Source organism: Streptomyces sp. NPDC002888, from assembly GCF_042888465.1.
Classification (GTDB): domain Bacteria; phylum Actinomycetota; class Actinomycetes; order Streptomycetales; family Streptomycetaceae; genus Streptomyces.
In genome coordinates, this window is the sequence record NZ_JBIAPU010000024.1 from 40,725 (window position 1) to 63,413 (window position 22,689).

General features: G+C 71.8%; 23 protein-coding genes. 17 read left to right on the forward strand and 6 right to left on the reverse strand.

Annotated elements, in window-relative coordinates:
- Position 1: 1 nt before the first annotated feature.
- Positions 2-1,000 carry a TAXI family TRAP transporter solute-binding subunit gene (locus ACFYWX_RS33085; protein WP_389428458.1) on the reverse strand — a complete coding sequence of 333 codons (999 nt, stop codon included), beginning with the start codon at positions 998-1,000 and terminating at the stop codon, positions 2-4.
- A 122-nt stretch (positions 1,001-1,122) separates the two neighbouring features.
- Between ACFYWX_RS33085 and ACFYWX_RS33090 the strand changes: the two genes are divergently transcribed.
- Positions 1,123-1,530 (forward strand): MazG nucleotide pyrophosphohydrolase domain-containing protein, encoded by a 408-nt coding sequence (locus ACFYWX_RS33090; protein ID WP_389428460.1) that lies wholly within the window; start codon positions 1,123-1,125, stop codon positions 1,528-1,530.
- Positions 1,531-1,591: 61 nt separating this feature from the next.
- On the opposite strand, the gene ACFYWX_RS33095 is transcribed toward ACFYWX_RS33090, so the two are convergent.
- Together ACFYWX_RS33095 and ACFYWX_RS33100 are read right to left on the reverse strand one after the other, a co-directional pair.
- On the reverse strand, positions 1,592-2,908 hold the full coding sequence (locus ACFYWX_RS33095) for a cation:proton antiporter (RefSeq protein ID WP_389428462.1): 1,317 nt from the start codon (positions 2,906-2,908) through the stop codon (positions 1,592-1,594).
- A gap of 4 nt (positions 2,909-2,912) precedes the next feature.
- The gene (locus ACFYWX_RS33100) at positions 2,913-3,398 is read right to left on the reverse strand and encodes a cation:proton antiporter regulatory subunit (protein WP_389428464.1); all 486 of its coding nucleotides are present in this window, start codon (positions 3,396-3,398) and stop codon (positions 2,913-2,915) included.
- A gap of 258 nt (positions 3,399-3,656) precedes the next feature.
- Here ACFYWX_RS33100 and ACFYWX_RS33105 point away from each other — a divergent pair, with 258 nt between their 5' ends.
- Both ACFYWX_RS33105 and ACFYWX_RS33110 read left to right on the forward strand, forming a co-directional pair.
- The gene (locus ACFYWX_RS33105; protein WP_389428466.1) at positions 3,657-4,601 is read left to right on the forward strand and encodes a sensor histidine kinase; all 945 of its coding nucleotides are present in this window, start codon (positions 3,657-3,659) and stop codon (positions 4,599-4,601) included.
- A gap of 112 nt (positions 4,602-4,713) precedes the next feature.
- The gene (locus tag ACFYWX_RS33110) at positions 4,714-5,373 is read left to right on the forward strand and encodes a response regulator (protein ID WP_389428468.1); all 660 of its coding nucleotides are present in this window, start codon (positions 4,714-4,716) and stop codon (positions 5,371-5,373) included.
- Positions 5,374-5,376: 3 nt separating this feature from the next.
- Here the strand turns inward: ACFYWX_RS33110 and ACFYWX_RS33115 are convergent, their stop codons facing one another.
- A complete protein-coding gene (locus ACFYWX_RS33115; RefSeq protein ID WP_389428469.1) occupies positions 5,377-6,618 on the reverse strand; it encodes a CdaR family transcriptional regulator in 1,242 nt (413 codons plus the stop codon).
- Between the two features lie 240 nt (positions 6,619-6,858).
- Between ACFYWX_RS33115 and ACFYWX_RS33120 the strand changes: the two genes are divergently transcribed.
- From ACFYWX_RS33120 to ACFYWX_RS33160, 9 genes are all read left to right on the forward strand, one after another.
- Positions 6,859-7,791 (forward strand): substrate-binding periplasmic protein, encoded by a 933-nt coding sequence (locus ACFYWX_RS33120; RefSeq protein WP_389428612.1) that lies wholly within the window; start codon positions 6,859-6,861, stop codon positions 7,789-7,791.
- Between the two features lie 9 nt (positions 7,792-7,800).
- A complete protein-coding gene (locus tag ACFYWX_RS33125; RefSeq protein ID WP_389428471.1) occupies positions 7,801-8,577 on the forward strand; it encodes an amino acid ABC transporter permease in 777 nt (258 codons plus the stop codon).
- Entirely contained in the window at positions 8,574-9,371 is a 798-nt protein-coding gene (locus tag ACFYWX_RS33130) for an amino acid ABC transporter ATP-binding protein (protein WP_389428473.1), read from the forward strand. The genes ACFYWX_RS33125 and ACFYWX_RS33130 overlap by 4 nt, the downstream gene beginning before the upstream one ends.
- Entirely contained in the window at positions 9,368-10,651 is a 1,284-nt protein-coding gene (locus ACFYWX_RS33135) for an NAD(P)/FAD-dependent oxidoreductase (RefSeq protein WP_389428475.1), read from the forward strand. The genes ACFYWX_RS33130 and ACFYWX_RS33135 overlap by 4 nt, the downstream gene beginning before the upstream one ends.
- Before the next feature lie 128 nt (positions 10,652-10,779).
- Complete coding sequence (locus tag ACFYWX_RS33140) at positions 10,780-11,526, forward strand: PP2C family protein-serine/threonine phosphatase (RefSeq protein WP_389428477.1); 747 nt, start codon at positions 10,780-10,782, stop codon at positions 11,524-11,526.
- A 29-nt stretch (positions 11,527-11,555) separates the two neighbouring features.
- Entirely contained in the window at positions 11,556-11,930 is a 375-nt protein-coding gene (locus tag ACFYWX_RS33145; RefSeq protein ID WP_389428479.1) for a VOC family protein, read from the forward strand.
- A 34-nt stretch (positions 11,931-11,964) separates the two neighbouring features.
- On the forward strand, positions 11,965-12,243 hold the full coding sequence (locus ACFYWX_RS33150) for a hypothetical protein (protein ID WP_389428481.1): 279 nt from the start codon (positions 11,965-11,967) through the stop codon (positions 12,241-12,243).
- A gap of 207 nt (positions 12,244-12,450) precedes the next feature.
- Positions 12,451-13,995 (forward strand): tRNA (N6-isopentenyl adenosine(37)-C2)-methylthiotransferase MiaB, encoded by a 1,545-nt coding sequence (miaB, locus tag ACFYWX_RS33155; protein WP_389428483.1) that lies wholly within the window; start codon positions 12,451-12,453, stop codon positions 13,993-13,995.
- 210 nt (positions 13,996-14,205) lie between these two features.
- Positions 14,206-14,919 (forward strand): class III extradiol dioxygenase subunit B-like domain-containing protein, encoded by a 714-nt coding sequence (locus ACFYWX_RS33160; RefSeq protein ID WP_389428485.1) that lies wholly within the window; start codon positions 14,206-14,208, stop codon positions 14,917-14,919.
- Positions 14,920-15,132: 213 nt separating this feature from the next.
- Here the strand turns inward: ACFYWX_RS33160 and ACFYWX_RS33165 are convergent, their stop codons facing one another.
- Together ACFYWX_RS33165 and ACFYWX_RS33170 are read right to left on the reverse strand one after the other, a co-directional pair.
- Entirely contained in the window at positions 15,133-15,402 is a 270-nt protein-coding gene (locus ACFYWX_RS33165; protein ID WP_389428487.1) for an antitoxin, read from the reverse strand.
- A gap of 25 nt (positions 15,403-15,427) precedes the next feature.
- Entirely contained in the window at positions 15,428-15,778 is a 351-nt protein-coding gene (locus ACFYWX_RS33170; protein WP_389428489.1) for a hypothetical protein, read from the reverse strand.
- A 218-nt stretch (positions 15,779-15,996) separates the two neighbouring features.
- Here ACFYWX_RS33170 and miaA point away from each other — a divergent pair, with 218 nt between their 5' ends.
- The 5 genes from miaA (at position 15,997) to ACFYWX_RS33195 (ending at position 22,554) form a co-directional block, all read left to right on the forward strand.
- Complete coding sequence (gene miaA, locus ACFYWX_RS33175) at positions 15,997-16,935, forward strand: tRNA (adenosine(37)-N6)-dimethylallyltransferase MiaA (RefSeq protein WP_389428491.1); 939 nt, start codon at positions 15,997-15,999, stop codon at positions 16,933-16,935.
- Between the two features lie 108 nt (positions 16,936-17,043).
- A complete protein-coding gene (locus ACFYWX_RS33180; protein WP_389428613.1) occupies positions 17,044-17,547 on the forward strand; it encodes a hypothetical protein in 504 nt (167 codons plus the stop codon).
- 34 nt (positions 17,548-17,581) lie between these two features.
- Positions 17,582-18,475 (forward strand): diaminopimelate epimerase, encoded by an 894-nt coding sequence (dapF, locus tag ACFYWX_RS33185; RefSeq protein WP_389428493.1) that lies wholly within the window; start codon positions 17,582-17,584, stop codon positions 18,473-18,475.
- Positions 18,476-18,774: 299 nt separating this feature from the next.
- The gene (locus ACFYWX_RS33190; RefSeq protein ID WP_389428495.1) at positions 18,775-20,958 is read left to right on the forward strand and encodes a RelA/SpoT family protein; all 2,184 of its coding nucleotides are present in this window, start codon (positions 18,775-18,777) and stop codon (positions 20,956-20,958) included.
- Positions 20,959-21,057: 99 nt separating this feature from the next.
- A complete protein-coding gene (locus ACFYWX_RS33195; RefSeq protein ID WP_389428497.1) occupies positions 21,058-22,554 on the forward strand; it encodes a M1 family metallopeptidase in 1,497 nt (498 codons plus the stop codon).
- The last annotated feature ends 135 nt before the right edge of the window (positions 22,555-22,689 follow it).

The window sequence follows — 22,689 nt, forward strand, 5'->3', positions numbered from 1 at the left end:
CCTACGGCTTCACGGAGCGGTAGTAACGCCGGGCGCCCTTGTGCAGCTGGAGCGGGTCGGTGTAGATCGCCGTGCGCAGGTCGACGAGCTGTGCGGAGTGGACGTGCTGGCCGATGCCGTCCCGGCTCCTGATCACGGTGCGGGTCACCCACTCGGTGAGCCGGGGGTCCACGTCCGCGCGGGTGATCAGCAGGTTGGACACCGCCATCGTCGGCACGGAGAGGCCGTTCTGGATGGCGGGATAGGCCGACTCCGGCATGTTGGTGGCCCGGTAGTAGCGCGTGGCGTCGCCCTCCTTGTGCAGCTTCGCGACGACGGCGGCGTCGATCGGTACGAACCGGAAGGCGAAGCTGTTGGCGAGCTCCTTCACACCTGCGGTCGGCAGCCCTCCCGACCAGAAGAACGCGTCGATCTCGCCCCGCTGCAGCCGGCCGGGCGCGGTGCCGATGCCGTCTGCCTCCGGCTCGATGTCCTTCTCCGCGTCGATGCCCACCGCGCCGAGGAGCCGGTCGGCGATCAGGCGCACGCCGGACTCGGGCGGCCCTATGGCCACCCGCTTGCCCTGTAGGTCCGCCAGGGACCTGATGGCCGAGTCGCGTGGCACGATGAGCTGCACGTAGTCGTCGTAGAGCCGGGCGACACCACGCAGCCGGTCGGCGCCGCGGCCGTGCTGCAGCTCGTACGTCTCCACCGCGTCGGCCGCCGTGATCGCGAAGTCGGCCTCGCCGGCCGCCACGCGCGCGACGTTCTCCTGCGAGCCGTCGCTGGTCTGCAGCCTCACCTGCAGATCCGGCATGTCCTTGTCGAGTTCGTTGCGCAGCCGGCGGCCGTAGTCCTGGTAGACGCCGCGCGGTGTCCCCGTCATGACCGTGATCGTCCCGCTCGGCGGCTCCTCGCCCAGTGGCAGCAGCCACCACAGCAGCAGCCCGAGAGCGACGAAACCGGCGGCCGCACCCTGGAGGGCCCGGCGCCTGCCGATACGGGGGAAGATTCTGGACATGGGCGCGATCCTGCCAGCCGGGACGGCCTGCTGACCAGGGGCGGCCGGGGTGCCGGCGCAGGGCCCTTCCCTCGCCGTGACGGGGCGACGGCGTTGTCAGAGGCGCTCGCTACAGTCGCCGCATGAGCTCCTCGCCCGCCGACCTGGTCCGTGCCTTCCACCTCGCCTTCGGACTCGACGCCCGCAGTACGCCCACGGAGGTGTCCCCCGCGCTCGCCGCCCACCGCGCAATGCTGCTGGCGGAGGAGGCCGCGGAGGTCGCCGAGGTGTCGGTGGACGGTCCGCTCGACCGGCTCGCGCACGAACTGGCCGACGTGGTCTACGTGGCGTACGGCACTGCCCTGGTCCACGGGATCGACCTCGACGCGGTGATCGCCGAGATCCACCGCTCGAACATGACCAAGGTGGGACCCGACGGCCGGACAGCCCGCCGTGCCGACGGCAAGGTCCTCAAGGGGGAGCACTACAAGGCCCCGGACGTGTCGGCCGTCCTGCGCCGCCAGGGGTGGGCTCCCGACGGCGCGGAGTGAGGCGTGCGGCGGCGGGCGGCGACCAGGTCGGTGCCGCCCGCGCCCGGGTGTCACGCGTGTGTCAGTCGTTCACCGATGACTGGGTGCGTGAACCGGCGGCTTCCGCGGGCTGCGCTCCGTCCGGCGTTCCGGTCGTGGAGCCCGTAGCGCCCGTAGAGCCCGTACCCCCCGGAGCGCCCGCGCTCTCCCGCTCAGGAGAGGCGGCGTCCGGTGTTCCGGTCGCGCGTCGCCGCCCCCACCACGCCGCGATCGGCTCCGTGTACCGCGCGGTGAGCGGGCCCACGATGACGAGGATCAGCACGTACGCGGTGGCCAGCGGCCCCAGGGACGGTTCGATGCCGGCCGTGACGGCCAGCCCGGCGATGACGATCGAGAACTCGCCGCGTGCCACCAGCGCACCGCCCGTACGCCACCGCCCCTTGACCGAGATCCCGGCCCGCCGTGCCGCCCAGTACCCGGTGGCGATCTTCGTCGCGGCGGTGACGGCGGCCAGCGCGAGGGCGGGCAGCAGGACGGGAGGGATGCTCGCCGGGTCGGTGTGCAGCCCGAAGAAGACGAAGAACACCGCGGCGAACAGGTCGCGCAACGGGCTCAGCAGGGTGTGCGCGCCCTCGGCGACCTCCCCGGACAGCGCGATGCCGACCAGGAACGCCCCCACCGCGGCCGACACCTGGAGCTGTTGGGCGACCCCGGCGACCAGGATCGTCAGGCCGAGGACGACGAGCAGCAGCTTCTCCGGGTCGTCGCTCGAGACGAACCGTGAGATGACACGCCCGTAGCGCACCGCCACGAACAGCACCAGGCCCGCGACGCCCAGCGCGATCGCCAGGGTCACGCTGCCCGCCGCGAGAGAGACGCCGGCCACCAGCGCGGTGACGATGGGCAGATACACCGCCATCGCCAGGTCCTCCAGGACGAGGACGCTCAGGATCACCGGGGTCTCACGGTTGCCCACACGGCCCAGGTCGCCGAGGACCTTGGCGATGACCCCGGACGACGAGATCCAGGTGACGCCCGCCAGCACCACGGCGGCCACCGGCCCCCAGCCCAGCAGCAGCGCGGCGGCGGCGCCGGGCAGGGCGTTGAGCGCGCAGTCGACCAGGCCGGACGGATAGTGGGACTTGAGGTTGGAGACCAGGTCGCTAGCCGAGTACTCCAGGCCGAGCATCAACAGCAGCAGGATCACGCCGATCTCGGCGCCGATGGCGACGAACTCCTCGCTCGCGCCGAGCGGCAGCAGCCCGCCCTCGCCGAAGGCCAGACCGGCGAGAAGATAGAGCGGGATGGGCGAGAACTGGAAACGGGCGGCGACCCGGCCGAGCAGGCCGAGGCCGAGGATGATGGAACCGAACTCGATCAGCAGGACCGCGGAGTGCACGCGATCACTCCCGCCCGAGTATCGCGGCGGCCGCGTCGACACCCTCGCGGGTGCCGATCACGATCAGGATGTCACCGCCCGCCAGCCGGAAGTCCGGCGCCGGGGACGGAATCGCCTCCGCCCGCCGCAGCACCGCCACCACCGACGCCCCGGTCTCCGTGCGCATCCGGGTGTCGCCGAGCACACGCCCGTTCCAGCGCGAGGCCGCGGCCACCTCCACGCGCTCCGCGACCAGTCCCAGGTCCGTGGTGTAGAGCAGGCTCGCGCTGTGGTGCGACGGCTTCAGCGCGTCGATCAGCGAGCCCGCCTCGGCGCCGGTCAGCCGCAGCGACTGGGCGCAGGAGTCGGGGTCATCGGTCCGGTACATGCTCACCGTGCGGGTTCCGTCCCGGTGCGCCACCACGGACAGGTGGCGGTGTTCGCGCGTCACGAGGTCGTACTGGACTCCGATGCCCGGCAGCGGCGTCGCCCGGAGGCGTGGAGCAGACACGTTTCTTCCCCTTGCTGGTCGTCCATCTGACGCGTCGTTCGTCCGACTCGTCGTTCGTCTGACGCGCCGTCCGACCGACCGGTGGTCCGTCCGACGCGTCGTTCCTCGGGTGCCCCGAGTCGCCATGCTGCCATCCCCCCGTACGGTGACGACATGGGTGTCGTTACGGATGGACACGGTCGGCGAACGGCGGAGAGGCTGGTCACGGCGGTGCCATGGACGAGATCGGCGAAGGTGGAGAAGGGAGGGGCCGGACACGTGTCGCTGTTCTGGCGGATCTTCTCCCTCAACGCGGTCGGCCTGGTCGTGGCCGCGGCCCTGCTCCTCGGTCCGGTCACCGTCTCGACGCCGGTGCTGCCGGGCGAGGTGCTGGTCGTCGTCGTGGGCCTCGCCGCGCTGCTGGTCGTCAACGCGGTCGTGCTCCGCGTCGGACTGGCTCCGCTCGGGCGGCTGGGCCGCGCCATGGCCACGGCCGATCTGCTGCGCCCGGGGACGCGTCCCGTGGTCGCCGGTCCGGTGGAGACGGCCGAGCTGATCACGACGTACAACGCGATGCTGGACCGGCTCGAGACGGAGCGCGCCGCCAGTGCCGCCCGAGCGCTGTCCGCCCAGGAACGCGAACGCCGGCGCATCGCCCGGGAGTTGCACGACGAGGTGGGCCAGACCCTCACCGCGGTCCTCCTCCAGCTCAAGCGTGTGGCCGACCGGGCGCCCGAGAACCTCCGCGACGAGGTGACCCAGGCACAGGAAGCCACCCGCTCCGGCCTCGACGAGATCCGCCGCATCGCCCGTCGGCTGCGCCCCGGGGTGCTGGAGGAACTCGGCCTGCTCAGCGCGCTGCGCTCTCTCGCCGCGGAGTTCTCCGCGCACGGGCTGACGGTGCGCCACGACCTCGCGGGGGAACTGCCCGCGCTGACCGGGGAGACGGAACTGGTGGTCTACCGCGTGGCCCAGGAAGGCCTCACCAACACGGCCCGGCACGCCGCCGCCGACCGTGCCGAACTCCGGCTCGGGCCGACCCCGGACGGCGTCGAACTCCTCGTCCGCGACAACGGCAGGGGCCTCGACGGCGCGACCGACGGCGCCGGCCTCACCGGCATGCGCGAACGCGCCCTCCTGATCGGCGCGACCCTCACCCTGGAACCAGCACCGGGACGGGGCACGGACGTACGCCTGCACATACCTTCCGGAGGTGGGCGATGAGCCCGGGCACGGCCGAATGTCCCCGCATACCGAGCCCGGGCACAGTCGTTCGCCCGCGCATACCGCGCACGGCCCCGGACATCCCCCCGCGCACACCCACCGGCGGCCGACCGTGACCCCCGGCCCCCCGATACGCGTCCTGCTCGCCGACGACCACACCCTCGTACGCCGAGGAGTGCGCCTGATCCTCGACGGTGAACCGGACCTGACGGTCGTCGCGGAGGCCGGTGACGGTGCGGAAGCGGTCGAACGGGCCCGGGCCGGGGACATCGACCTGGCCGTCCTGGACATCGCCATGCCCCGCACGACCGGCCTCCAGGCGGCCCGGGAGCTCTCCCGACGGCTGCCCGGCCTGCGGATCCTGATCCTCACGATGTACGACAACGAGCAGTACTTCTTCGAGGCCCTCAAGGCCGGCGCCAGCGGCTACGTCCTGAAGTCCGTCGCCGACCGCGACCTGGTCGAGGCGTGCCGCGCGGCCGTACGCGACGAGCCCTTCGTCTACCCGGGCGCGGAACGCACCCTCGTCCGCTCCTACCTCGACCGCCTCCACCGCGGTGACGGCCTGCCCGAGCGCGCCATCACCGAGCGCGAGGAGGAGATCCTCAAGCTCGTCGCCGAGGGCCACACGTCCAGGGAGATCGGCGGCCTCCTCCACATCAGCGCCAAGACGGTCGAACGCCACCGCGCCAACCTCCTCCAGAAACTCGGCATGCGCGACCGCCTGGAACTGACGCGGTACGCGATCCGGGCGGGCCTCGTCGATCCATGAGCCTCACGGTCCGGCGCCGTCGTCCCCCGGCGCGATCGGTGCCCCACTGTCCGCCAGACACGCGAGATACAGCGCCATCGTCGCCCGATGGTCGCGCAGGGGCCGCCCCGTGAGCTGCTCGATCTTGTTCATCCGGTAGACGACGGTGTTGCGGTGGATGTGCAACGCCGTGGAGGCGCGTACGAGGTTGAAGCCGCTCTCGCACCAGGCGGTGATCGTGTCGCGGAGCGCCGGCCAGTCCGGCTGGGCGCGCAGCTCGGCGGTGGTGAGGTCGAGCAGGCGATTGCGGGCCGAGTGGCTCACCGCCGCCAGGACCTGGTGGACGCGCAGGTCGGAGATCAGGTGGACGGGGGAGCGGCCGGGTAGCCGGCCGCCCAGGCGGAGCGCGTCGCAGGCGTCCTGGTAGGAGTCGTGCAGGCCGCGCACGGACGTGCCCGGCTCGCCGATGCCCGCGCGGGCTGTGAGACCGTCCTGGGCCGCGATGACGTCGGTGATCCGCCGGCAGTCGGCGACCAGGGAGGCGGGGGCACCCAGGGAAGCGCCGGCGCCCGGGGAAGCCGGGGAGCGCCTCGCCGGGAGCCGGTGCAGCACGCCGATCCAGCCGGGGGCCGTACCGGCGACGACGTCCTGGGGGTCGGCGAAGACCTCACGGACCGTGCGGATCAGCTCCGACCGGATCAGCGCCATGTCCCGGGCGGGGGCGCCCGGACGTCGTGCGGCCCCTTGCGGCACGGTCACCTCGAATGCCACCGCGACCCGTCGCAGGCGCAGGTCGAAGCCGAGTTCGGCGGCCCGGAACACGAGGAAGTCGCTCTCGACGACCTGCGGGTCGTACGAGGCTATGTCGGCGAGCAGTTTCTCGGCGGCGCGCTCGGCGAGCAGGCGGGAGCGCAGCATCACGGACTCCCGCAGCAGGATCTCCGTCTGGCGCTTGACCAGCAGCCCGAAGCGGCGCACCTGGGCGGGCGTGCCGGTGATCCCGACGGTGCCCACCGCCTGCCCGTCGGTGATCAGCGGCAGGGTGACCCCGGGGCGCACGCCCCGCAGCAGCTGGGCCTGGGACGCACTGTGCGTGGCGGGTTCCTTGGTGCGGATGACCTCGACGGACGCCTCGTGGAAGGTGCCGACGCGGCTGCTGTCGCCGCTGCCGATGACCGTGCCGTCCCCGTCCGTGATCAGCACGTTGAAGCCGATCACGGCGGAGGTGTCCGCGGCGATCTCCTGTGCGAGGGACGGGCTCAGCACGGGATCCTCCCGAAGGGAAGCTCGGGGAACCGGCGTTACGGGCCGGGGCTGGACGCACCGTACAGGCGACAAGGCGGTTTCCGCCTCAACTTCGTACGAAGTGACCGGTGACGCTCCGGCGGGCGGGTCCCTAGCGTGTGGCCCCATCACATCCCCGCCGGGGGCACAGCGAGGTGAACGGCGGGTTCCTTCAGGCACCAGGACGGAAGGCCCAAGCCGATGATCCGTGTGCGTTCCCTCGTGTGTTGTTTGTTCGCGACCGTGCTCCTCGCGTCGGTCGCCGCCTGCGGTTCCGGCGGCGGTGACGACGCCCCGAAGAACGTGTCCGCGAAGACCGCGGCACTGGGCACCCTCACCCCCGGCGTCATCAAGGTGGCCGTACAGCCGTACGCCCCCTACACCAGCGTCCAGGGCGGCAAGATCGTCGGCCTGGACGGCGACATCCTCACCTACGTCGCCGAGAAGCTCGGCCTCGCCATCAAGCCCCAGGTCACCGACTTCGCCGGCATGCTCGCCGGAGTGCAGTCCCGCCGGGCGGACATCACCATCGGCGGTGTCGCCTGGAGCGCCGACCGGCAGAAGCAGGGGCTGTTCACCGACCCGCCCTACTACTCGCCCCCGGCGATGGCCGTACGGAGCGGCAAGACGTACAAGACGGTCGACGACCTCAAGGGCCTCGACCTGGGCACGGTCGAGGGCTACGTCTGGGTCAAGTCGATCCAGTCCGTGCCCGGCGCCAAGCTGCACGCCTACCCGGACGCCACCGGGGTGTTCGACGACCTCGGCGCGGGCCGCGTCGACATCGGCTTCCTCGACCCGCTGATCATCATCGCGGCCCAGAAGCAGCGGCCGGAGCTGAAGATCAGTACGGAGTACCTGACACCGCCGAGTGCCGCGGAGGTGAAGGCCAAGCCCGCCTACCAGTACTTCCAGCCGTACCAGACCGGCTTCTACCTCCCCAAGACCGCCACCGAGCTGGAGAAGGCGATCTCCGCGCAGATCGACGCCATGTACAAGAACGGCGAGATGGCCAGGCTCGTCGAGAAGTACGGCGGCGACCCCCAGCAGTTCCTCAAGCCGGCCGCCGACGTGGCCACCGCGCGCCGCGGCGTGGACCGGCCCCAGGACTGGACGCCGCCGTCCCTCGGCCAGCTCGGTCAGCTCGGTCAGTGAGGGGATGACATGTCCAACATCTCCACGTCGTCCGGTCTCTTCCAGGTCCCCTGGTCCGACTACCGCCCCGACCTGCTCGATGCCCTCGGGCGTACCGTCTCCTACACGCTCGTCAGCTTCGTCGGCGCGGTGCTGCTCGGCCTGGCCGTGGCGCTGCTCAGACTGAGCCGGGCCTGGCCAGCGCGTGCCGTCGCCGCCGTCTACACCGAGGTGTTCAAGAACGTCCCGCTCCTGGCCATCATCTTCCTGACCTACTTCGGCCTGGCCTCCGCCGGTCTCCGGCTGGACGTGTTCACCGCCGGGTGCCTCAGCCTCGTCGTCTTCTACGCCGCCTACCTGTCCGAGATCTTCCGCTCCGCGATCAGCGGCGTGCACGCCGGACAGACGGAGGCCGGTCAGGCGCTGGGCCTGGGCCGGGCCGGCATCTTCGGCCATGTCGTCCTGCCACAGGCCGTCCGTCAGGCCCTGCCCGGCACCAACACCATGCTGGTCGACCTGCTGAAGTCGACCTCCCTGCTCGTCACCGTCTCCGCCGCCGAGCTGATGTCCGAAGGGCGGCTCATCACCTCGGCGACCTTCCGGGCGCTGGAGGTGTACCTGGTCATCTCCGCCCTCTACTTCGCGCTGTGCTACCCGCTCTCCCAGCTCCTGCTGCTCCTGGAGAGGAAGGTACGGGCGGGCGTCCCGCTGTCCCCGTGGCGACGGCGGCGGATGCGGACGGCCCGGGAACTCCTCGCGGCCGACGTGAGGACCGACACCGAGAACCGGAAGGAGGCGGCGGTATGACGGAGCACGCCACCACCGCGGAGACCCTCGCACCCGCGCCCACCGCCGACGCCGTCGTACGCATCGAGGGGCTGAGCAAGTCCTTCGACGGCAGGCTGGTGCTCGACGACGTGAGCCTGGAGGTCGGCCGCGGCCGCATCGTGAGCGTCATCGGACAGAGCGGCGGCGGCAAGACGACCCTGATGCGCTGCGTCAACCTGCTGGAACGCCCCGACCGGGGCACGGTCGAGGTGGCCGGCGAAGTGGTGCACAGCGGCGGCCGGACCGTCTGCCGCGACCTGCCCCGGCTGCGCCGCACCGTCGGCATGGTCTTCCAGCGCTTTCACCTGTTCCCGCACCTCACCGCCGTCGAGAACGTCGTCCTGGCCCAGCGCAAGGCCGGCGTCCCCGAGCGGGAGGCGCTGGAGGCGGCCGTCGCGCTGCTGCGCCGGGTCGGTGTGGCCCACCGCGGCCTCGCCCGGCCCGACCAGCTCTCCGGAGGGGAACAGCAGCGCGTCGCCATCGCCCGGGCGCTCGCGCTCAGGCCCGAGGTGCTGCTCTTCGACGAGCCCACCTCCTCCCTGGACCCCGAGGCCACCCGGGAGGTCCTGAGCGTGATGCGGGAACTCGCCGCGGACGGCATGACCATGTTGCTGGTCACCCACGAACTGCCCTTCGCCCGCGAGGTGTCCGACCACGTCGTCTTCGTGGACGGCGGACGGATCGTGGAGGAGGGCGCGCCGCGCGACGTCCTCGACCACCCCGCCCAGGCCCGCACCCGGGAGTTCCTCGCCGCCTACGGGTCGGCGTCATGACCGCCGCGCTCGGCGGCGAGGGGCCGGTCGTCGTGGTCGGGGGCGGCGTAGTGGGCCTGTGCACGGCGTACTACCTGGCCGCGGCGGGCCTCCCGGTGGAGGTCGTCGAACGGCGCGGCCTGGCCTCCGGGGCGTCCCGGGGCAACGCGGGCTGGATCTGCCTCAGCCACTCGACGCCGGTCCCGGCCCCGGGCGTCGTGCGCTACGCCCTGCGCTCACTGGGGCGGCCGGACTCCCCCCTGTATCTACGGCCCCTGCCCGATCCGGCGTTCGTACGGTGGCTGTGGCGGTTCTGGCGCAGCAGCACACCGGCCGCCTTCCGACGCGGCTACGCGGCGATCGCCGAGCTGAACCACGACACCTTCGACCTCTTCGACGGCCTGCGCGAGGCAGGCGTGGACACGACCCTGACCCGCCCCGGCATGGTCCACGCCTTCCTGTCCCCGGCCGAGGCACGCCACCACCTCGCCCTCCAGAGGCAGATGGCGGACGGCCGCTACCCGTTGCCCGACGACGTCGTGGTCGGCGACGAGGCCCGGCTGCTGGACGACGCGCTGTCCCCCCGGGTCCGCGCGGCCTACCTCGTCGAGGGGGAGGGCGTGGTCGACCCCGAGGCGTTCGCCCGCGGCCTCGGTGACGCGCTCACCGCGGCGGGGGTGAAGGTCCGTGAGAACGCGGAGGCCCTCGGGTTCCGCACCGCCGGGGAGCGCGTCACCGCGCTGCGCACCACCCAGGGCGACCTTCCCTGCGCGGCGGTCGTCGTCGCTGCCGGCACCCGCTCCTCACGCCTGCTGGGCGGGCTGGGCCATCCGCTGCCGCTCCAGGCCGGCAAGGGCTACAGCTTCTCGGTGGACCTCGATCCCGCGCCCCGCCACACGCTCTACTTCGGCGAGCGCAGAGCCGTCGCCTCCCCGCTCGGCGCCACCACGCGCATCGGCGGCACGATGGAGCTGAGCGGCAACAACAACCGCCTCGACTGGCGCCGCGTCGTCGCCGTCGCCCTCGCCAGCCGGCACTATCTGGGCCGTTGGTTCGACGACCCCGACGACCTCGTCGGCCTGATCCGCGACCCATGGGTCGGCGGGCGGCCGTTCCTGCCCGACGGACTCCCGGTCATCGACCGCGTCCCGGGCCACACCAACGCCTTCGCGGCCACCGGCCACGGCATGCTCGGCGTCACCCTTGGCCCCGTCACCGGCCACAGACTCGCCGAGTACGTCCGCACCGGCCGGCGTCCCGAGTCCCTCACGCCGTTCCGCTACGAACGGGGGCGCTGGTGACATCGGCTTCCGGACGCCGCCCATCGGGTTCCGTACCCCGACACCGCCTACGCTGGAGTCATGACCGGCAGCAGTGACCGGAGCCCGACCCCGGCCCGCTGCGGCGTCCCGGAAGGCGGTGGCGCTCGATGCCGTACGTCGCTGTGAGCGCGCTGAGTCACCCCGGGCTGCTCCGCATGCGCAACGAGGACAGTCTGGTCGTCGGACCGTGGACGCTGTGCGCCACGGTGACGGAGAATCCGCAGGCCCTGGTCTTCCCGCTCGGCACGCCCCTCGTCGTCGCCGTCGCCGACGGGCTCGGCGGGCATCCCCACGGCGACGTGGCCAGCGCCCTGGTGGCCCGCGGGATCGCATCGATCGGTCCCGCGCTGAACAGCGAGGACGCCGTCCGCGGCGCCCTGAACGCCTGCAACAGCGCCGTGTACGAGGCCGCCGGCGGCGAAGGAAGCGAGCTCGCCGTCATGGGGACGACGGTCGCCGGAGTCGTCATACGGCCCGGCTCGCTGCTGGTGTTCAACGTGGGTGACAGCAAGGTCTTCGCGGTCTCGCGCGACGGGCTGCGCCAGGTGAGCGTCGACGACAGCCCTCCGCTCGAGCCCGGGCGACGCACCACCTCCCTCGTCACCCAGTGCCTGGGCGGTACGCCCGGCGAGCACACCATCAGCCCCCATGTGACGGCCGCGCCCCTGGCGCCCGGCGACCGCTACCTCGTCTGCACCGACGGTCTGACCGACCCGGTGACGACGGACGTGCTCGCCGAGGTGCTGAGCGAGCACGACGACGGCCGGGCCGCCTACGAACTGTGGAAAGCCGCCATCGAGGCGGGCGGCCCCGACAACATCACGCTGGCGGTCGTACGCGTCGCGGACGAGTAACTGACAAGGAACCACGCCCGGAGGCGATCATGTTCGGTACGACGAAGGCGTTCAGCGGCTTCTCGGTGGACGACATCGACGCGGCCAGGAAGTTCTACGGCGAGACGCTAGGGCTGCGGGTGTCCGAGGAGAACGGTCTGCTGACCCTGCACATCGCGGGGGACCGGAACATCCTGGTCTACCCCAAGCCCGACCACACCCCGGCGACGTTCACGATTCTCAACTTCCCCGTCGACGACATCGAGGCGGCGGTCGACGAGCTGAGCAGGAGGGGCGTGAGCTTCGAGCACTACGACCACCTCAAGGCCGACGACAAGGGCATCTTCCGCGGCGGTGGCCCGCTGATCGCGTGGTTCACCGATCCCGCCGGCAACGTGCTCTCCGTCCTCCAGGAATCCGCGTAGAAGACGTGCGGACGGCATCGCCTACGGTGGAGACATGAGCGAGATCGTCGTCTACGAGCTCGACAAGCCGGTGGCCGCGCGCTCCGCACCGGGAACATCCAGCGGTGCGGAGCGGCGCGTCCGCAGGGTGCACGCCGCCCCCACCGCTCCGGGGGAGCCCACCGCGACGGGGCCGCGGACCCTCTGCGGCCGGGACACCTTCGCCATGGAGACGGCCCACTGGAAGCCTTCCGAGCATCCCGGTGGGCCCTGGTACCCCGCGGAACACGCAGCCGTGGTCTGCCCCGACTGTGATGCCGTGATGGAGACCTGACGGCTCCGTCACTCGTCGTCGGTGTCGACGAGCCGGACCTGGGCACCGAAGGCTTACCCCGTTTGTCACCGACGCCCGGTTCGACCCGGGATGCCGTGGAAGAGTTGGCGCCGCCGTGTCCGACTGTGACAGGTCGGTGACATAAGGCGACAGGGGAGCCCCGAACGCCGAGACGGGGGCCCCCTCGGGACCGCCTACTCTTGAGGAATGACCAGCAGCAGCGACCGGAGTCTCGTGGTGGACGTTCAGGGAACCAAGACGTACGAAGTGCGCACCTACGGGTGCCAGATGAACGTCCACGACTCCGAGCGATTGTCCGGGCTGCTCGAAGAGGCCGGGTACGTGCGCGCGCCCGAGGGGGCGGACGGGGACGCGGACGTCGTCGTCTTCAACACCTGCGCCGTGCGCGAGAACGCCGACAACCGGCTGTACGGCAACCTGGGCCGCCTCGCGCCGAAGAAGGCCTCGCGGCCCGGCATGCAGATCGCCGTCGGCGGCTGTCTCGCGCAGAAGGACCAGGACACCATCGTGAAGAAGGCGCCCTGGGTGGACGTCGTCTTCGGCACGCACAACATCGGCAAGCTGCCGGTCCTGCTGGAGCGCGCCCGGGTGCAGGAGGAGGCGCAGGTCGAGATCGCCGAGTCGTTGGAGGCGTTCCCCTCGACGCTGCCGACGCGGCGCGAGAGCGCTTACGCGGCCTGGGTCTCCATCTCCGTCGGCTGCAACAACACCTGCACCTTCTGCATCGTCCCGGCGCTGCGCGGCAAGGAGAAGGACCGCCGCACCGGCGACATCCTCGCCGAGATCGAGGCGCTGGTCGCCGAGGGCGTCTCCGAGATCACGCTGCTCGGGCAGAACGTCAACGCCTACGGCTCCGACATCGGCGACCGCGAGGCGTTCAGCAAGCTGCTGCGCGCCTGCGGGAACGTCGCGGGCCTGGAGCGCGTCCGGTTCACCTCGCCGCACCCGCGCGACTTCACGGACGACGTGATCGCGGCGATGGCTCAGACCCCGAACGTCATGCCGCAGTTGCACATGCCCCTGCAGTCGGGCTCGGACGCCGTCCTGAAGGCGATGCGCCGCTCCTACCGCCAGGAGCGGTACCTCGGAATCATCGAGAAGGTCCGCGCCGCCATCCCGCACGCCGCGATCACCACCGACATCATCGTGGGCTTCCCCGGCGAGACCGAGGAGGACTTCGAGCAGACGCTGCACGTCGTGCGCGAGGCGCGGTTCGCGCAGGCCTTCACCTTCCAGTACTCCAAGCGGCCCGGCACCCCGGCCGCCACCATGGAGAACCAGATCCCCAAGGCGGTCGTCCAGGCGCGCTACGAGCGTCTCGTCGCCCTCCAGGAGGAGATCTCCTGGGAGGAGAACAAGAAGCAGGTCGGCCGCACCCTGGAGCTGATGGTCGCCGAGGGCGAGGGCCGCAAGGACGGCGCCACCCACCGCCTCTCCGGCCGCGCCCCCGACAACCGCCTGGTCCACTTCACCAAGCCGGAGCAGGAGGTGCGCCCCGGCGACGTGGTGACCGTCGACATCACGTACGCCGCCCCGCACCACCTCCTCGCCGAGGGCACCGTCCTCGACGTGCGCCGTACGCGTGCGGGGGACGCGTGGGAGAAGCGGAACGTCGAGAAAGCAGCGCAGGCCGCCCAGTCGGCCGGTGTCATGCTCGGCCTGCCCAAGATCGGCGCGCCCGAGCCACTGCCGGTCGCCACGGCCGGCGCCGGCGGCTGCGGCTGCGACTGACACGGCACGGTGCCGGCAGGGGGTTGTCCGCCGCAGTAGCCGGCAGGGCTGAGGCCGACTGTTGCTGCTGCGGTTGGCGTCGAGGGCCCATGCTGGGCTACTGATGCGGTCGGCGGTGGCGGTCGTGGCGGGGAGTGTCGACGTCACGACGCCGGGGTCGGCTTCCGTTCGGTTGCCTTCTGGCTCCCGTACGGGGTTACCCTGCCGATCATGCTTGTCGCCGCCGCAGTCTGCCCCTGTCCGCCCCTTCTCGTGCCCGAGGTCGCCACAGGGGCCGCACCCGAGCTGGACGCCGCGCGTGCGGCCTGCACGGACGCACTCGGGGTGCTCGCCGCCGCCCGGCCCGACCGGCTCGTCGTCGTCGGCCCCGCCGAGGAGAGCGGCCGGGGCCCACACCCGGAGGGCACGCGGGGCTCGTTCCGGGGCTTCGGCGTGGACCTCGACGTACGGCTGGGCCGTGACGCGGGCGGCGAACCCGGGCGCGAGCTGCCGCTCTCGCTCGCCGTGGCCGCGTGGCTCATCGAGCGGACCGGCTGGTCCGATGCCCCCATCGAGGGGCTCGGGGTCGGCGAACCCCTCGCGCCCGAGCGGTGCGCCGAGGTCGGCAGGGAGATCGGCGCGCAGGCCGGGCGGGTGGCCCTGCTGGTGATGGGTGACGCCAGCGCCTGCCGAACGCTGAAGGCACCGGGCTACCTCGACGAACGGGCGGCCCCCTTCGACGCGGAGGTCGCGCGGGCGCTGGGAGCTGCCGATGTCGCTGCCGTCGCGGCACTGGACGCCGAACTGGCCCAGGAACTGAAGGCGTCGGGGCGCGCCGCCTGGCAGGTGCTCGCGGGCGCGGCGGAGGGCGCCGGGCTCTCCGGCACGCTCCTGTACGAAGACGCGCCGTACGGCGTGGGGTATGTGGTGGCGGCCTGGTCGTAGGTGCTCCGGCGGCTGTCCTGTCGTACGGCCGTCGAAACGGGGCCTGTCGTGCCGGCGTCGGTGAAGCGGGGTCTGCCCTGTCGTGCCCCGTGGGTGGCAAGGCAGCGGTTACGCGTGAAGCGGCGGTCGCCCCCTTCGCCCCCCGGCCCCGAAACGGCGGACGGCCGCGTGCCTCTGGGGGCGCGGCCGTCCGCCGGTCGGGGGTGTTGTTGTTCAGGATGTCGGCGGTGGTGAGCCGGGTGGTGTGGTGGGGCCGCCCCTCGACGTGTCACCGTCCTTGTGCGCGACCCGGTCCATGGCGCCCTTGGCCTTGCCGGTGCCGGTCTGGATCTTGCCGCTGTACTTGTGCTTGGTCTTCTCGTCGACGACCTTCGCGGCCTTGTCGAGGCCGTGGTGGATCCTGCCCTCGTGCCGTTGCGCGAGGTCGGAGACCTTGCCCTTGGTCGGGCCGAGCTTGGCCTTCAGGTTGTTCAACAGACCCATGGCTCACCTTCCCACGCGGGGACCGTCAGGTGCGGGCGCTCTCGTCGGCCTCGCTGTCGGCCGCCTCGCCGGCCGACTGTTGCTTGGGGATCTCGACGCTGTCGGAAGCGGTGGCCGCCGCGGCCTCGGTGGCCTCTTCCGCAGCGTCCTCGGACTCGGACTCGGAGTCGGCCTCAGCCGCCCCCTTCGCCTCAGCCGCCCCCTTCGCCTCAGTCGCCTCCTCCGCCTCCGCAGCCGACTGCTCGTCGGCTGCGGCCTTCTCCTCCGTGGGCTCGGCCGCCGTAGCGTCGGCCTGCGCCTCAGCGGTCTGCGCCTCCTCGGTCGACGCCTCCTCCGTGGCCTTCGACCTACGGAAAAGTCGCGCAAAAACGCCCATATCAACTCCATATGCTACTTGTGCGGACGAAATCCCGCTTGGCCATGGGACCCCCTGCTCGAGCGAAGCCGAGAGCCTGAGGGAGCGTCCGAATGCGCCGCCCGGGTCGCCGCCCCTGCGAAACGGCGGCGGGAAACCTCGCAACGGGCAACGACGCCGCACCCGTGCCGTCACGTAACTCGTTCGAGGCAGTGCGTGACGTTTGGGAGACTGGTGCGGTGAGCAGTGCACCCCCCGCCCCCCGTGTCATCGCCGTCGTCGGCCCCACCGCGGCCGGAAAGTCCGATCTGGGCGTCTTCCTGGCCCGGCAACTCGGCGGCGAGGTCGTCAACGCCGACTCCATGCAGCTCTACCGAGGGATGGACATCGGCACCGCCAAGCTGACGCCCGAGGAGCGCGGCGGCGTCCCGCACCACCTCCTGGACATCTGGGACGTGACCGTCACGGCGTCCGTCGCCGAGTACCAGCGCCTCGCCCGGAAGCGGATCGACGCACTGCTCGCCGAGGGGCGCTGGCCGATCCTCGTCGGTGGCTCCGGGCTGTACGTCCGCGGCGCCGTCGACAACCTCGAGTTCCCCGGCACCGACCCGGAGGTCCGGGCCCGGCTGGAGGAGGAGCTCACGCTGCGCGGCTCCGGCGCGCTGCACGCCCGCCTGGCCGCCGCCGACCCCGAGGCCGCGCAGGCGATCCTGCCCAGCAACGGCCGGCGGATCGTCCGCGCCCTCGAAGTGATCGAGATCACCGGCAAGCCCTTCACGGCCAACCTCCCGGGACACGACTCCGTCTACGACACCCTGCAGATCGGCGTCGACGTCGCCCGCCCCGAACTCGACGAGCGCATCGCGCGCCGGGTCGACCGCATGTGGGAGGCCGGGCTGGTGGAGGAGGTGCGCTCCCTGACGGCGCACGGGCTGCGCGAGGGGCGTACGGCCTCGCGCGCGCTCGGCTACCAGCAGGTGCTCTCCGCGCTCGCGGGGGAGTGCACGGACGACGACGCGCGCGCCGAGACCGTCCGTGCGACCAAGCGCTTCGCGCGCCGCCAGGATTCGTGGTTCAGGCGCGATCCGCGGGTGCACTGGTTGAGTGGGGCGGCGTCGGATCTCACGGAACTTCCTCACCTCGCTCTGGCATTGGTCGAACGACCGGTCACAGCCTGATCACGTCATGGCATCGGGACGCGCAGGCCGCCATTCGTGCCTCCGGTGCCGTGCCATCATCGAGCTTCGATCGACCAAGTGGAGTCCGAGTTGGGAGGGCGCGTGGCGATGGAGGCCGGCCCTCGCGACACCGCACAGGACACCGAGCCCGTCACCACCAGGAGTGGTGAAGCGGAGCCGGAGGAGGAGCGTCTGAGCCCCGACGGGCCGGACGACACCCAGGGCGGTGTGACCGCCGACGGTCCCGAACCCGAGGAGATGTTCGCGAGCGGCCCCGAGGTCGAGGTCGAGCTGCGCCCGCAGCGTCGGCTGCGGATCTGGCAGCTCGCGCCCATCGTGGCCCTGGCCGCGATCGGCTCCCTGATGTTCGCGTTCCCGCTGGCCTTCGACTTCGGCGACAGCGGCGCCGTGATCGCCATGCTCGGGCTGCTGATCAGCTCCTGTGCGGCCGGCTGGGGCATGATGGCCGCGCGTCGCGTTGGTTACACGTGGCCCGGGCTGCCCCAGCGGGGCTCCGGGCGCCGCCCGGACTGGCGGGTCGTGCTGGGATACGTCGTCATGGTCGCCGCGATCGTCGTCCTGGCCGTGTGGCGCGTGGCCAGGCTGCGCTGACGTCCCTGTCGTACCCACCCCGTACGATCGAGGAATGAGCACGCGGATCGCCTTCCTCAAGGGGCACGGCACCGAGAACGACTTCGTGATCGTCCCGGACCCCGACAACACCGTCGACCTGCCCCCGGCCGCCGTCGCCGCCCTGTGCGACCGCCGCGCGGGCATCGGCGGTGACGGACTGCTGCACGTCGTGCGGTCAGCCGCGCACCCCGAGGCCAGGGAGATGGCGGCCGAGGCGGAGTGGTTCATGGACTACCGCAACGGCGACGGTTCGATCGCGGAGATGTGCGGCAACGGCGTGCGCGTCTTCGCACGCTACCTCCAGCGCGCCGGACATGTGACCGAAGGGGACATCGCGGTCGCCACACGCGGAGGCGTGAAGAGCGTGCACCTCGCCAAGACTCCATCCATCAGCGGCTCCGCCGCGGGTGACGTCACCGTCGGCATGGGCAGGGCACGTCTCCTCGAAGGCGACGTCACGGTGAGCGTCGGCGAGCGCAGCTGGCCCGCGCGGAACGTGAACATGGGCAACCCGCACGCCGTGGCCTTCGTCGACGCCCTCGACCACGCCGGCAACCTGTTCACCCCGCCCCCGTTCAGCCCCGCCTCGGCCTACCCGGACGGGGTGAACGTCGAGTTCGTCGTCGATCGCGGCCCCGCCCACGTCGCGATGCGCGTGCACGAGCGCGGCGCCGGTGAGACCCGCTCGTGCGGCACGGGCGCGTGCGCCGTCGCGGTGGCCGCCGCCCGCAGGGACGGCGTCGACCCGGCCGCCACGGGGGCTCCGGCGACGTACACCGTGGACGTCCCCGGCGGACGCCTGGTGATCACCGAGCGGCCCGACGGCGAGATCGAGATGACCGGCCCCGCGGTGATTGTCGCCGAGGGCGAGATCGACCTCGAGTGGCTGGAAACGTCGGTTCGTTGACCGAGTGGGCGGCTTGGGATCCCAGGTTCCGGTGCCCTGGCGGTTCACAAGGTGACCTCCGGGGCCCGGACGCGGGTTCGACATGACGTCAGATCCCAAGTCGCGTGGCGCAAAAGCGTAAACATCAAAACCGTCGCTCGATTGGGTGATCCGTTTCACGCTCGACGAGAGGCGGTCAGTCGCACGTGATGGGCTCGGTAGCATCAAGCACCGGCCCGGACGGGGGACTCGTTGCCATCCCCTGAGCCGTGTCCGCCATGGGGCACCCCGTCCGCCGGTCCACGCAGCCGGAGGTGCCCATGAGTGCGGAGGCCACGAATCCCGCGAGCCCAGGCCCGGTAGCAGGCGCGATGACGCCGGCCGTGCCCCGACGCAAGGCCCGCGCCAGGATCGACCTGCGCCGCCTGGGCCGGGTCGCGCTGCTCGGCTCCGCCGCCCGCGACCGGCTGCCCGACGCGATCGGCCATGTCGTCGAGGCCCACCGCGCTCACCACCCGGACGCCGACATCGAACCGCTGCGCCGCGCCTACGTCCTGGCCGAGTCCTCGCACCGCGGCCAGATGCGCAAGAGCGGCGAGCCGTACATCACGCACCCGCTCGCCGTGACCCTGATCCTCGCCGAACTCGGCGCCGAGACGACCACCTTGACCGCGTCCCTGCTCCACGACACCGTCGAGGACACCGACGTGACGCTCGATCAGGTGGGTGAGCAGTTCGGCGCGGAGGTCCGCTACCTCGTCGACGGCGTCACGAAGTTGGAGAAGGTCGACTACGGCGCGGCGGCCGAGTCCGAGACCTTCCGCAAGATGCTCGTGGCCACCGGCAGCGACGTCCGGGTGATGTCGATCAAACTCGCCGACCGGCTGCACAACATGCGCACTCTCGGCGTGATGCGCCCCGAGAAACAGGCCCGTATCGCCAAGGTGACCCGGGACGTCCTCATCCCGCTCGCCGAACGGCTCGGCGTCCAGGCGCTCAAGACCGAACTGGAAGACCTCGTCTTCGCGATCCTGCACCCCGAGGAGTACCAGCACACGCGGGAATTGATCGCCGAGAACACCTCCCGCGCCGACGACCCGCTCGCCGAGTTCGCCGACGCGATCCGCGCGGTGCTGCGCGACGCCGACATCCAGGCCGAAGTCCTCATCCGGCCCCGCCACTTCGTCTCCGTCCACCGCGTGTCCCGCAAGCGCGGCCGGCTGCGCGGCGCGGACTTCGGGCGCATCCTCGTGCTGGTGAACGAGGACGCGGACTGTTACGCGGTGCTCGGCGAGCTTCACACGTGCATGACGCCCGTCGTCTCGGAGTTCAAGGACTTCATCGCCGTCCCCAAGTTCAACCTCTACCAGTCGCTGCACACCGCCGTCGCCCATGCGGACGGCCAGGTCGCCGAGGTCCTCATCCGCACCCACCAGATGCACAAGGTCGCCGAGGCCGGCGTCGTCGCGCTGGGCAATCCCTACGCTCCCCCTTCGGAGGAGCAGACCGCCTCGATCGACGGCGAGCGCATCGACCCCACGCGCCCCGGCTGGCTCTCCCGCCTCCTCGACTGGCAGAAGGCCGCCCCCGACGCCGACACCTTCTGGTCCACCCTCCGCGAGGACCTCGCCCAGGACCGCGAGATCACCGTCTTCCGGCCCGACGGCGGCACCCTGGGGTTGCCCGAGGGCGCGACCTGCGTGGACGCCGCCTACGCGCAGTACGGCGAGGACGCGCACGCCTGCATCGGCGCGCGCGTCAACGGCCGCCTGGCGACGCTCAGCACCGTCCTGAAGGACGGCGACACCGTCCAGCTCCTCATGGGCCAGGACCCTGCCTCCGAGCCCTCCAGAGAGTGGCTGGAGCACGCCCACACCCCCGCCGCCCGGATCGCCATCCAACGATGGCTCGCCACGCATCCGGCGCCGGCGGAGACGGGTGCGGAGGAGGCGGCGCCGGACCCGGACGGGGCCTCGGCCCCGGCCGACGCGACGGCCGAGACACCCTTCAGGACGGCAGAGGCACCGGACGGCTCCGCCGCGCGACCCGGCACCGCGGACGTCGTCGTCGACCAGCCGGGCGCGACCGTCCGGCTCGCCGGCTGCTGCACACCCGTACCGCCCGACGAGGTCACCGCCTTCTCCGTGCGCGGGGGAGTGGTGACCGTGCACCGCGTGGAGTGCTCCGCGGTGGCGCGCATGAAGGACGCGGGGCGCGCGGAGGTCGGCGTGCGCTGGGGCGACACCACCGAGTGCCGGGTCACCCTGGTCGCCGAATCGTTCGGCCGCCCCCACCTGCTGGCCGACCTCACCGAAGCCATGGCCCTGGAGGGCGCCGAGATCGTCTCGGCCACCGTCGAACCCCCGACCCAGCAGCGCGTACGCCACACCTACACCGTGCAACTCCCCGACGCGGCCCACCTCCCCACCCTCATGCGGGCCATGCGCAACGTACCGGGCGTGTACGACGTCAGCAGGGCACAGCATCACGCGACGACACCCTGAGCCTGTGCGGCCGTGAACCTGTAGCCCAGCGCAACTCGTTCGGGTGGGCCGGGCGCGCGTCGTCGCCATGAGGCACGCGCGCGCTGGTAGCGGTGGTGCATGCCGCTCATCCCCCGCGCCCAGCGCAGCCAGGCCCGCCGCAACCACAGGCACCTGAAAGCAGCGCTCCTCGCCTCCGCCGTCTCCGTCTGCCTCGTCGCCGCCAGTGCCCCCGTGGCCCCGCTGGGCGTCGGCGACCGGCTCTTCCCGTACCTCGGCAACCCCGGATACGACGTCGCGTCGTACGACCTCTCGTTCACCTACCCCGGCACCAACGACAAGCCGCTCCAGGCCGTCACCACCATCGACGCCCGGACGACGACCGAGCTGGAGCGCGTCAACCTCGACTTCGCCCACGGCAAGGTCACCTCGGTGGAGGTCGACGGGGAGGCCGCCTCCTTCGCCGGAGCGGGCGAGGACCTGGTGGTGACGCCGCCGAGGCCGTTGGCGGAAGGGAGCTGGACGCGGATCACCGTGCGCCACACCAGTGACCCCGTGTCCGCCGAGGACCGCGACGGCGGCTGGGTGCGCACCGCGGACGGGCTCGCCATGGCCAACCAGGCCGACGCCGCCCACCTGGTGTTCCCGTGCAACGACCACCCCTCCGACAAGGCGATGTTCACCATCCGGGTCACCGCGCCCAACGGCTACACGGCCGTCGCGGGCGGTCTGCCGACCGGCGTCGACCGCGACGGCGGGGCCACCACCTGGACGTACCGCACCCAGCACCCCATGGCCACCGAGCTCGCCCAGGTCTCCGTCGGCCGCTCCAGCGTCCTGCACCGCACCGGCCCGCACGCGCTGCCCGTGCGGGACGTCGTGCCCACGAAGGACCGCGCCAAGCTGGAACCGTGGCTTAAGAAGACCCCCGACCAGATCGCCTGGATGGAGAGCAAGGTCGGGCCGTATCCCTTCGAGACGTACGGGCTGCTCATGGCCGACGCCTCCACCGGCTTCGAGCTGGAGACACAGACCCTCTCGCTCTTCGAGAAGGGGCTGTTCACCGAGCCCGCCTACCCCGCCTGGTACGTCGAGTCGGTCATGGTGCACGAGCTGGCCCACCAGTGGTTCGGCGACAGCGTCAGCCCGCGCACCTGGTCCGACCTGTGGCTCAACGAGGGGCATGCCACCTGGTACGAGGCCCTGTACGCGCAGGAGAAGGCGAAGAAGCCGCTCCAGGCGCGGATGAAGGCGGCGTACGGCGCCTCCGACGGCTGGCGCGCGGCCGGCGGACCACCTGCCGCGCCCAAGGCGCCCGACCCCGGCCACAAGATCAGCATCTTCCGGCCGAACGTCTACGACGGCGCCGCCCTCGTCCTCTACGCCCTCCGCCAGAAGATCGGCTCCAAGTCCTTCGAGCAGCTGGAGCGGGCCTGGGTGAGCCGCCACCGGGACGCCACGGCGACCACGGCCGACTTCGTGGCGCTGGCGTCCACCGTCTCCGGGCGCGACCTGCGCGGGTTCTTCCAGGACTGGCTCTACGGCCAGAAGACCCCGCCGATGCCCGGCCACCCCGACTGGAAGCCGGTGGCGGCGCGGAAGACGACCGGGAAATGACGCGGGGAACGACCGCTGGACAACGCGGGGAACGGCCGCTGGATAACACAGTGACGAGACGACCCGTCCCGTGCGACCATCGTCAGGTCGGCGCGGCACGGGGCACGGGAATCTCCCGGAGTGCTCGTGCGTTGT

Excerpts from the sequence above, each read along its gene's own strand:
- ACFYWX_RS33085 (WP_389428458.1), bottom strand. The coding sequence starts at position 1,000 with ATGTCCAGAATCTTCCCCCGTATCGGCAGGCGCCGGGCCCTCCAGGGT.
- ACFYWX_RS33090 (WP_389428460.1), top strand. The coding sequence starts at position 1,123 with ATGAGCTCCTCGCCCGCCGACCTGGTCCGTGCCTTCCACCTCGCCTTC.
- ACFYWX_RS33125 (WP_389428471.1), top strand. The coding sequence starts at position 7,801 with ATGTCCAACATCTCCACGTCGTCCGGTCTCTTCCAGGTCCCCTGGTCC.
- ACFYWX_RS33130 (WP_389428473.1), top strand. The coding sequence starts at position 8,574 with ATGACGGAGCACGCCACCACCGCGGAGACCCTCGCACCCGCGCCCACC.
- ACFYWX_RS33135 (WP_389428475.1), top strand. The coding sequence starts at position 9,368 with ATGACCGCCGCGCTCGGCGGCGAGGGGCCGGTCGTCGTGGTCGGGGGC.
- ACFYWX_RS33140 (WP_389428477.1), top strand. The coding sequence starts at position 10,780 with ATGCCGTACGTCGCTGTGAGCGCGCTGAGTCACCCCGGGCTGCTCCGC.
- ACFYWX_RS33145 (WP_389428479.1), top strand. The coding sequence starts at position 11,556 with ATGTTCGGTACGACGAAGGCGTTCAGCGGCTTCTCGGTGGACGACATC.
- ACFYWX_RS33150 (WP_389428481.1), top strand. The coding sequence starts at position 11,965 with ATGAGCGAGATCGTCGTCTACGAGCTCGACAAGCCGGTGGCCGCGCGC.
- miaB (WP_389428483.1), top strand. The coding sequence starts at position 12,451 with ATGACCAGCAGCAGCGACCGGAGTCTCGTGGTGGACGTTCAGGGAACC.
- ACFYWX_RS33160 (WP_389428485.1), top strand. The coding sequence starts at position 14,206 with ATGCTTGTCGCCGCCGCAGTCTGCCCCTGTCCGCCCCTTCTCGTGCCC.
- ACFYWX_RS33165 (WP_389428487.1), bottom strand. The coding sequence starts at position 15,402 with ATGGGTCTGTTGAACAACCTGAAGGCCAAGCTCGGCCCGACCAAGGGC.
- ACFYWX_RS33170 (WP_389428489.1), bottom strand. The coding sequence starts at position 15,778 with ATGGGCGTTTTTGCGCGACTTTTCCGTAGGTCGAAGGCCACGGAGGAG.
- ACFYWX_RS33180 (WP_389428613.1), top strand. The coding sequence starts at position 17,044 with ATGGAGGCCGGCCCTCGCGACACCGCACAGGACACCGAGCCCGTCACC.
- dapF (WP_389428493.1), top strand. The coding sequence starts at position 17,582 with ATGAGCACGCGGATCGCCTTCCTCAAGGGGCACGGCACCGAGAACGAC.
- ACFYWX_RS33190 (WP_389428495.1), top strand. The coding sequence starts at position 18,775 with ATGAGTGCGGAGGCCACGAATCCCGCGAGCCCAGGCCCGGTAGCAGGC.
- ACFYWX_RS33195 (WP_389428497.1), top strand. The coding sequence starts at position 21,058 with ATGCCGCTCATCCCCCGCGCCCAGCGCAGCCAGGCCCGCCGCAACCAC.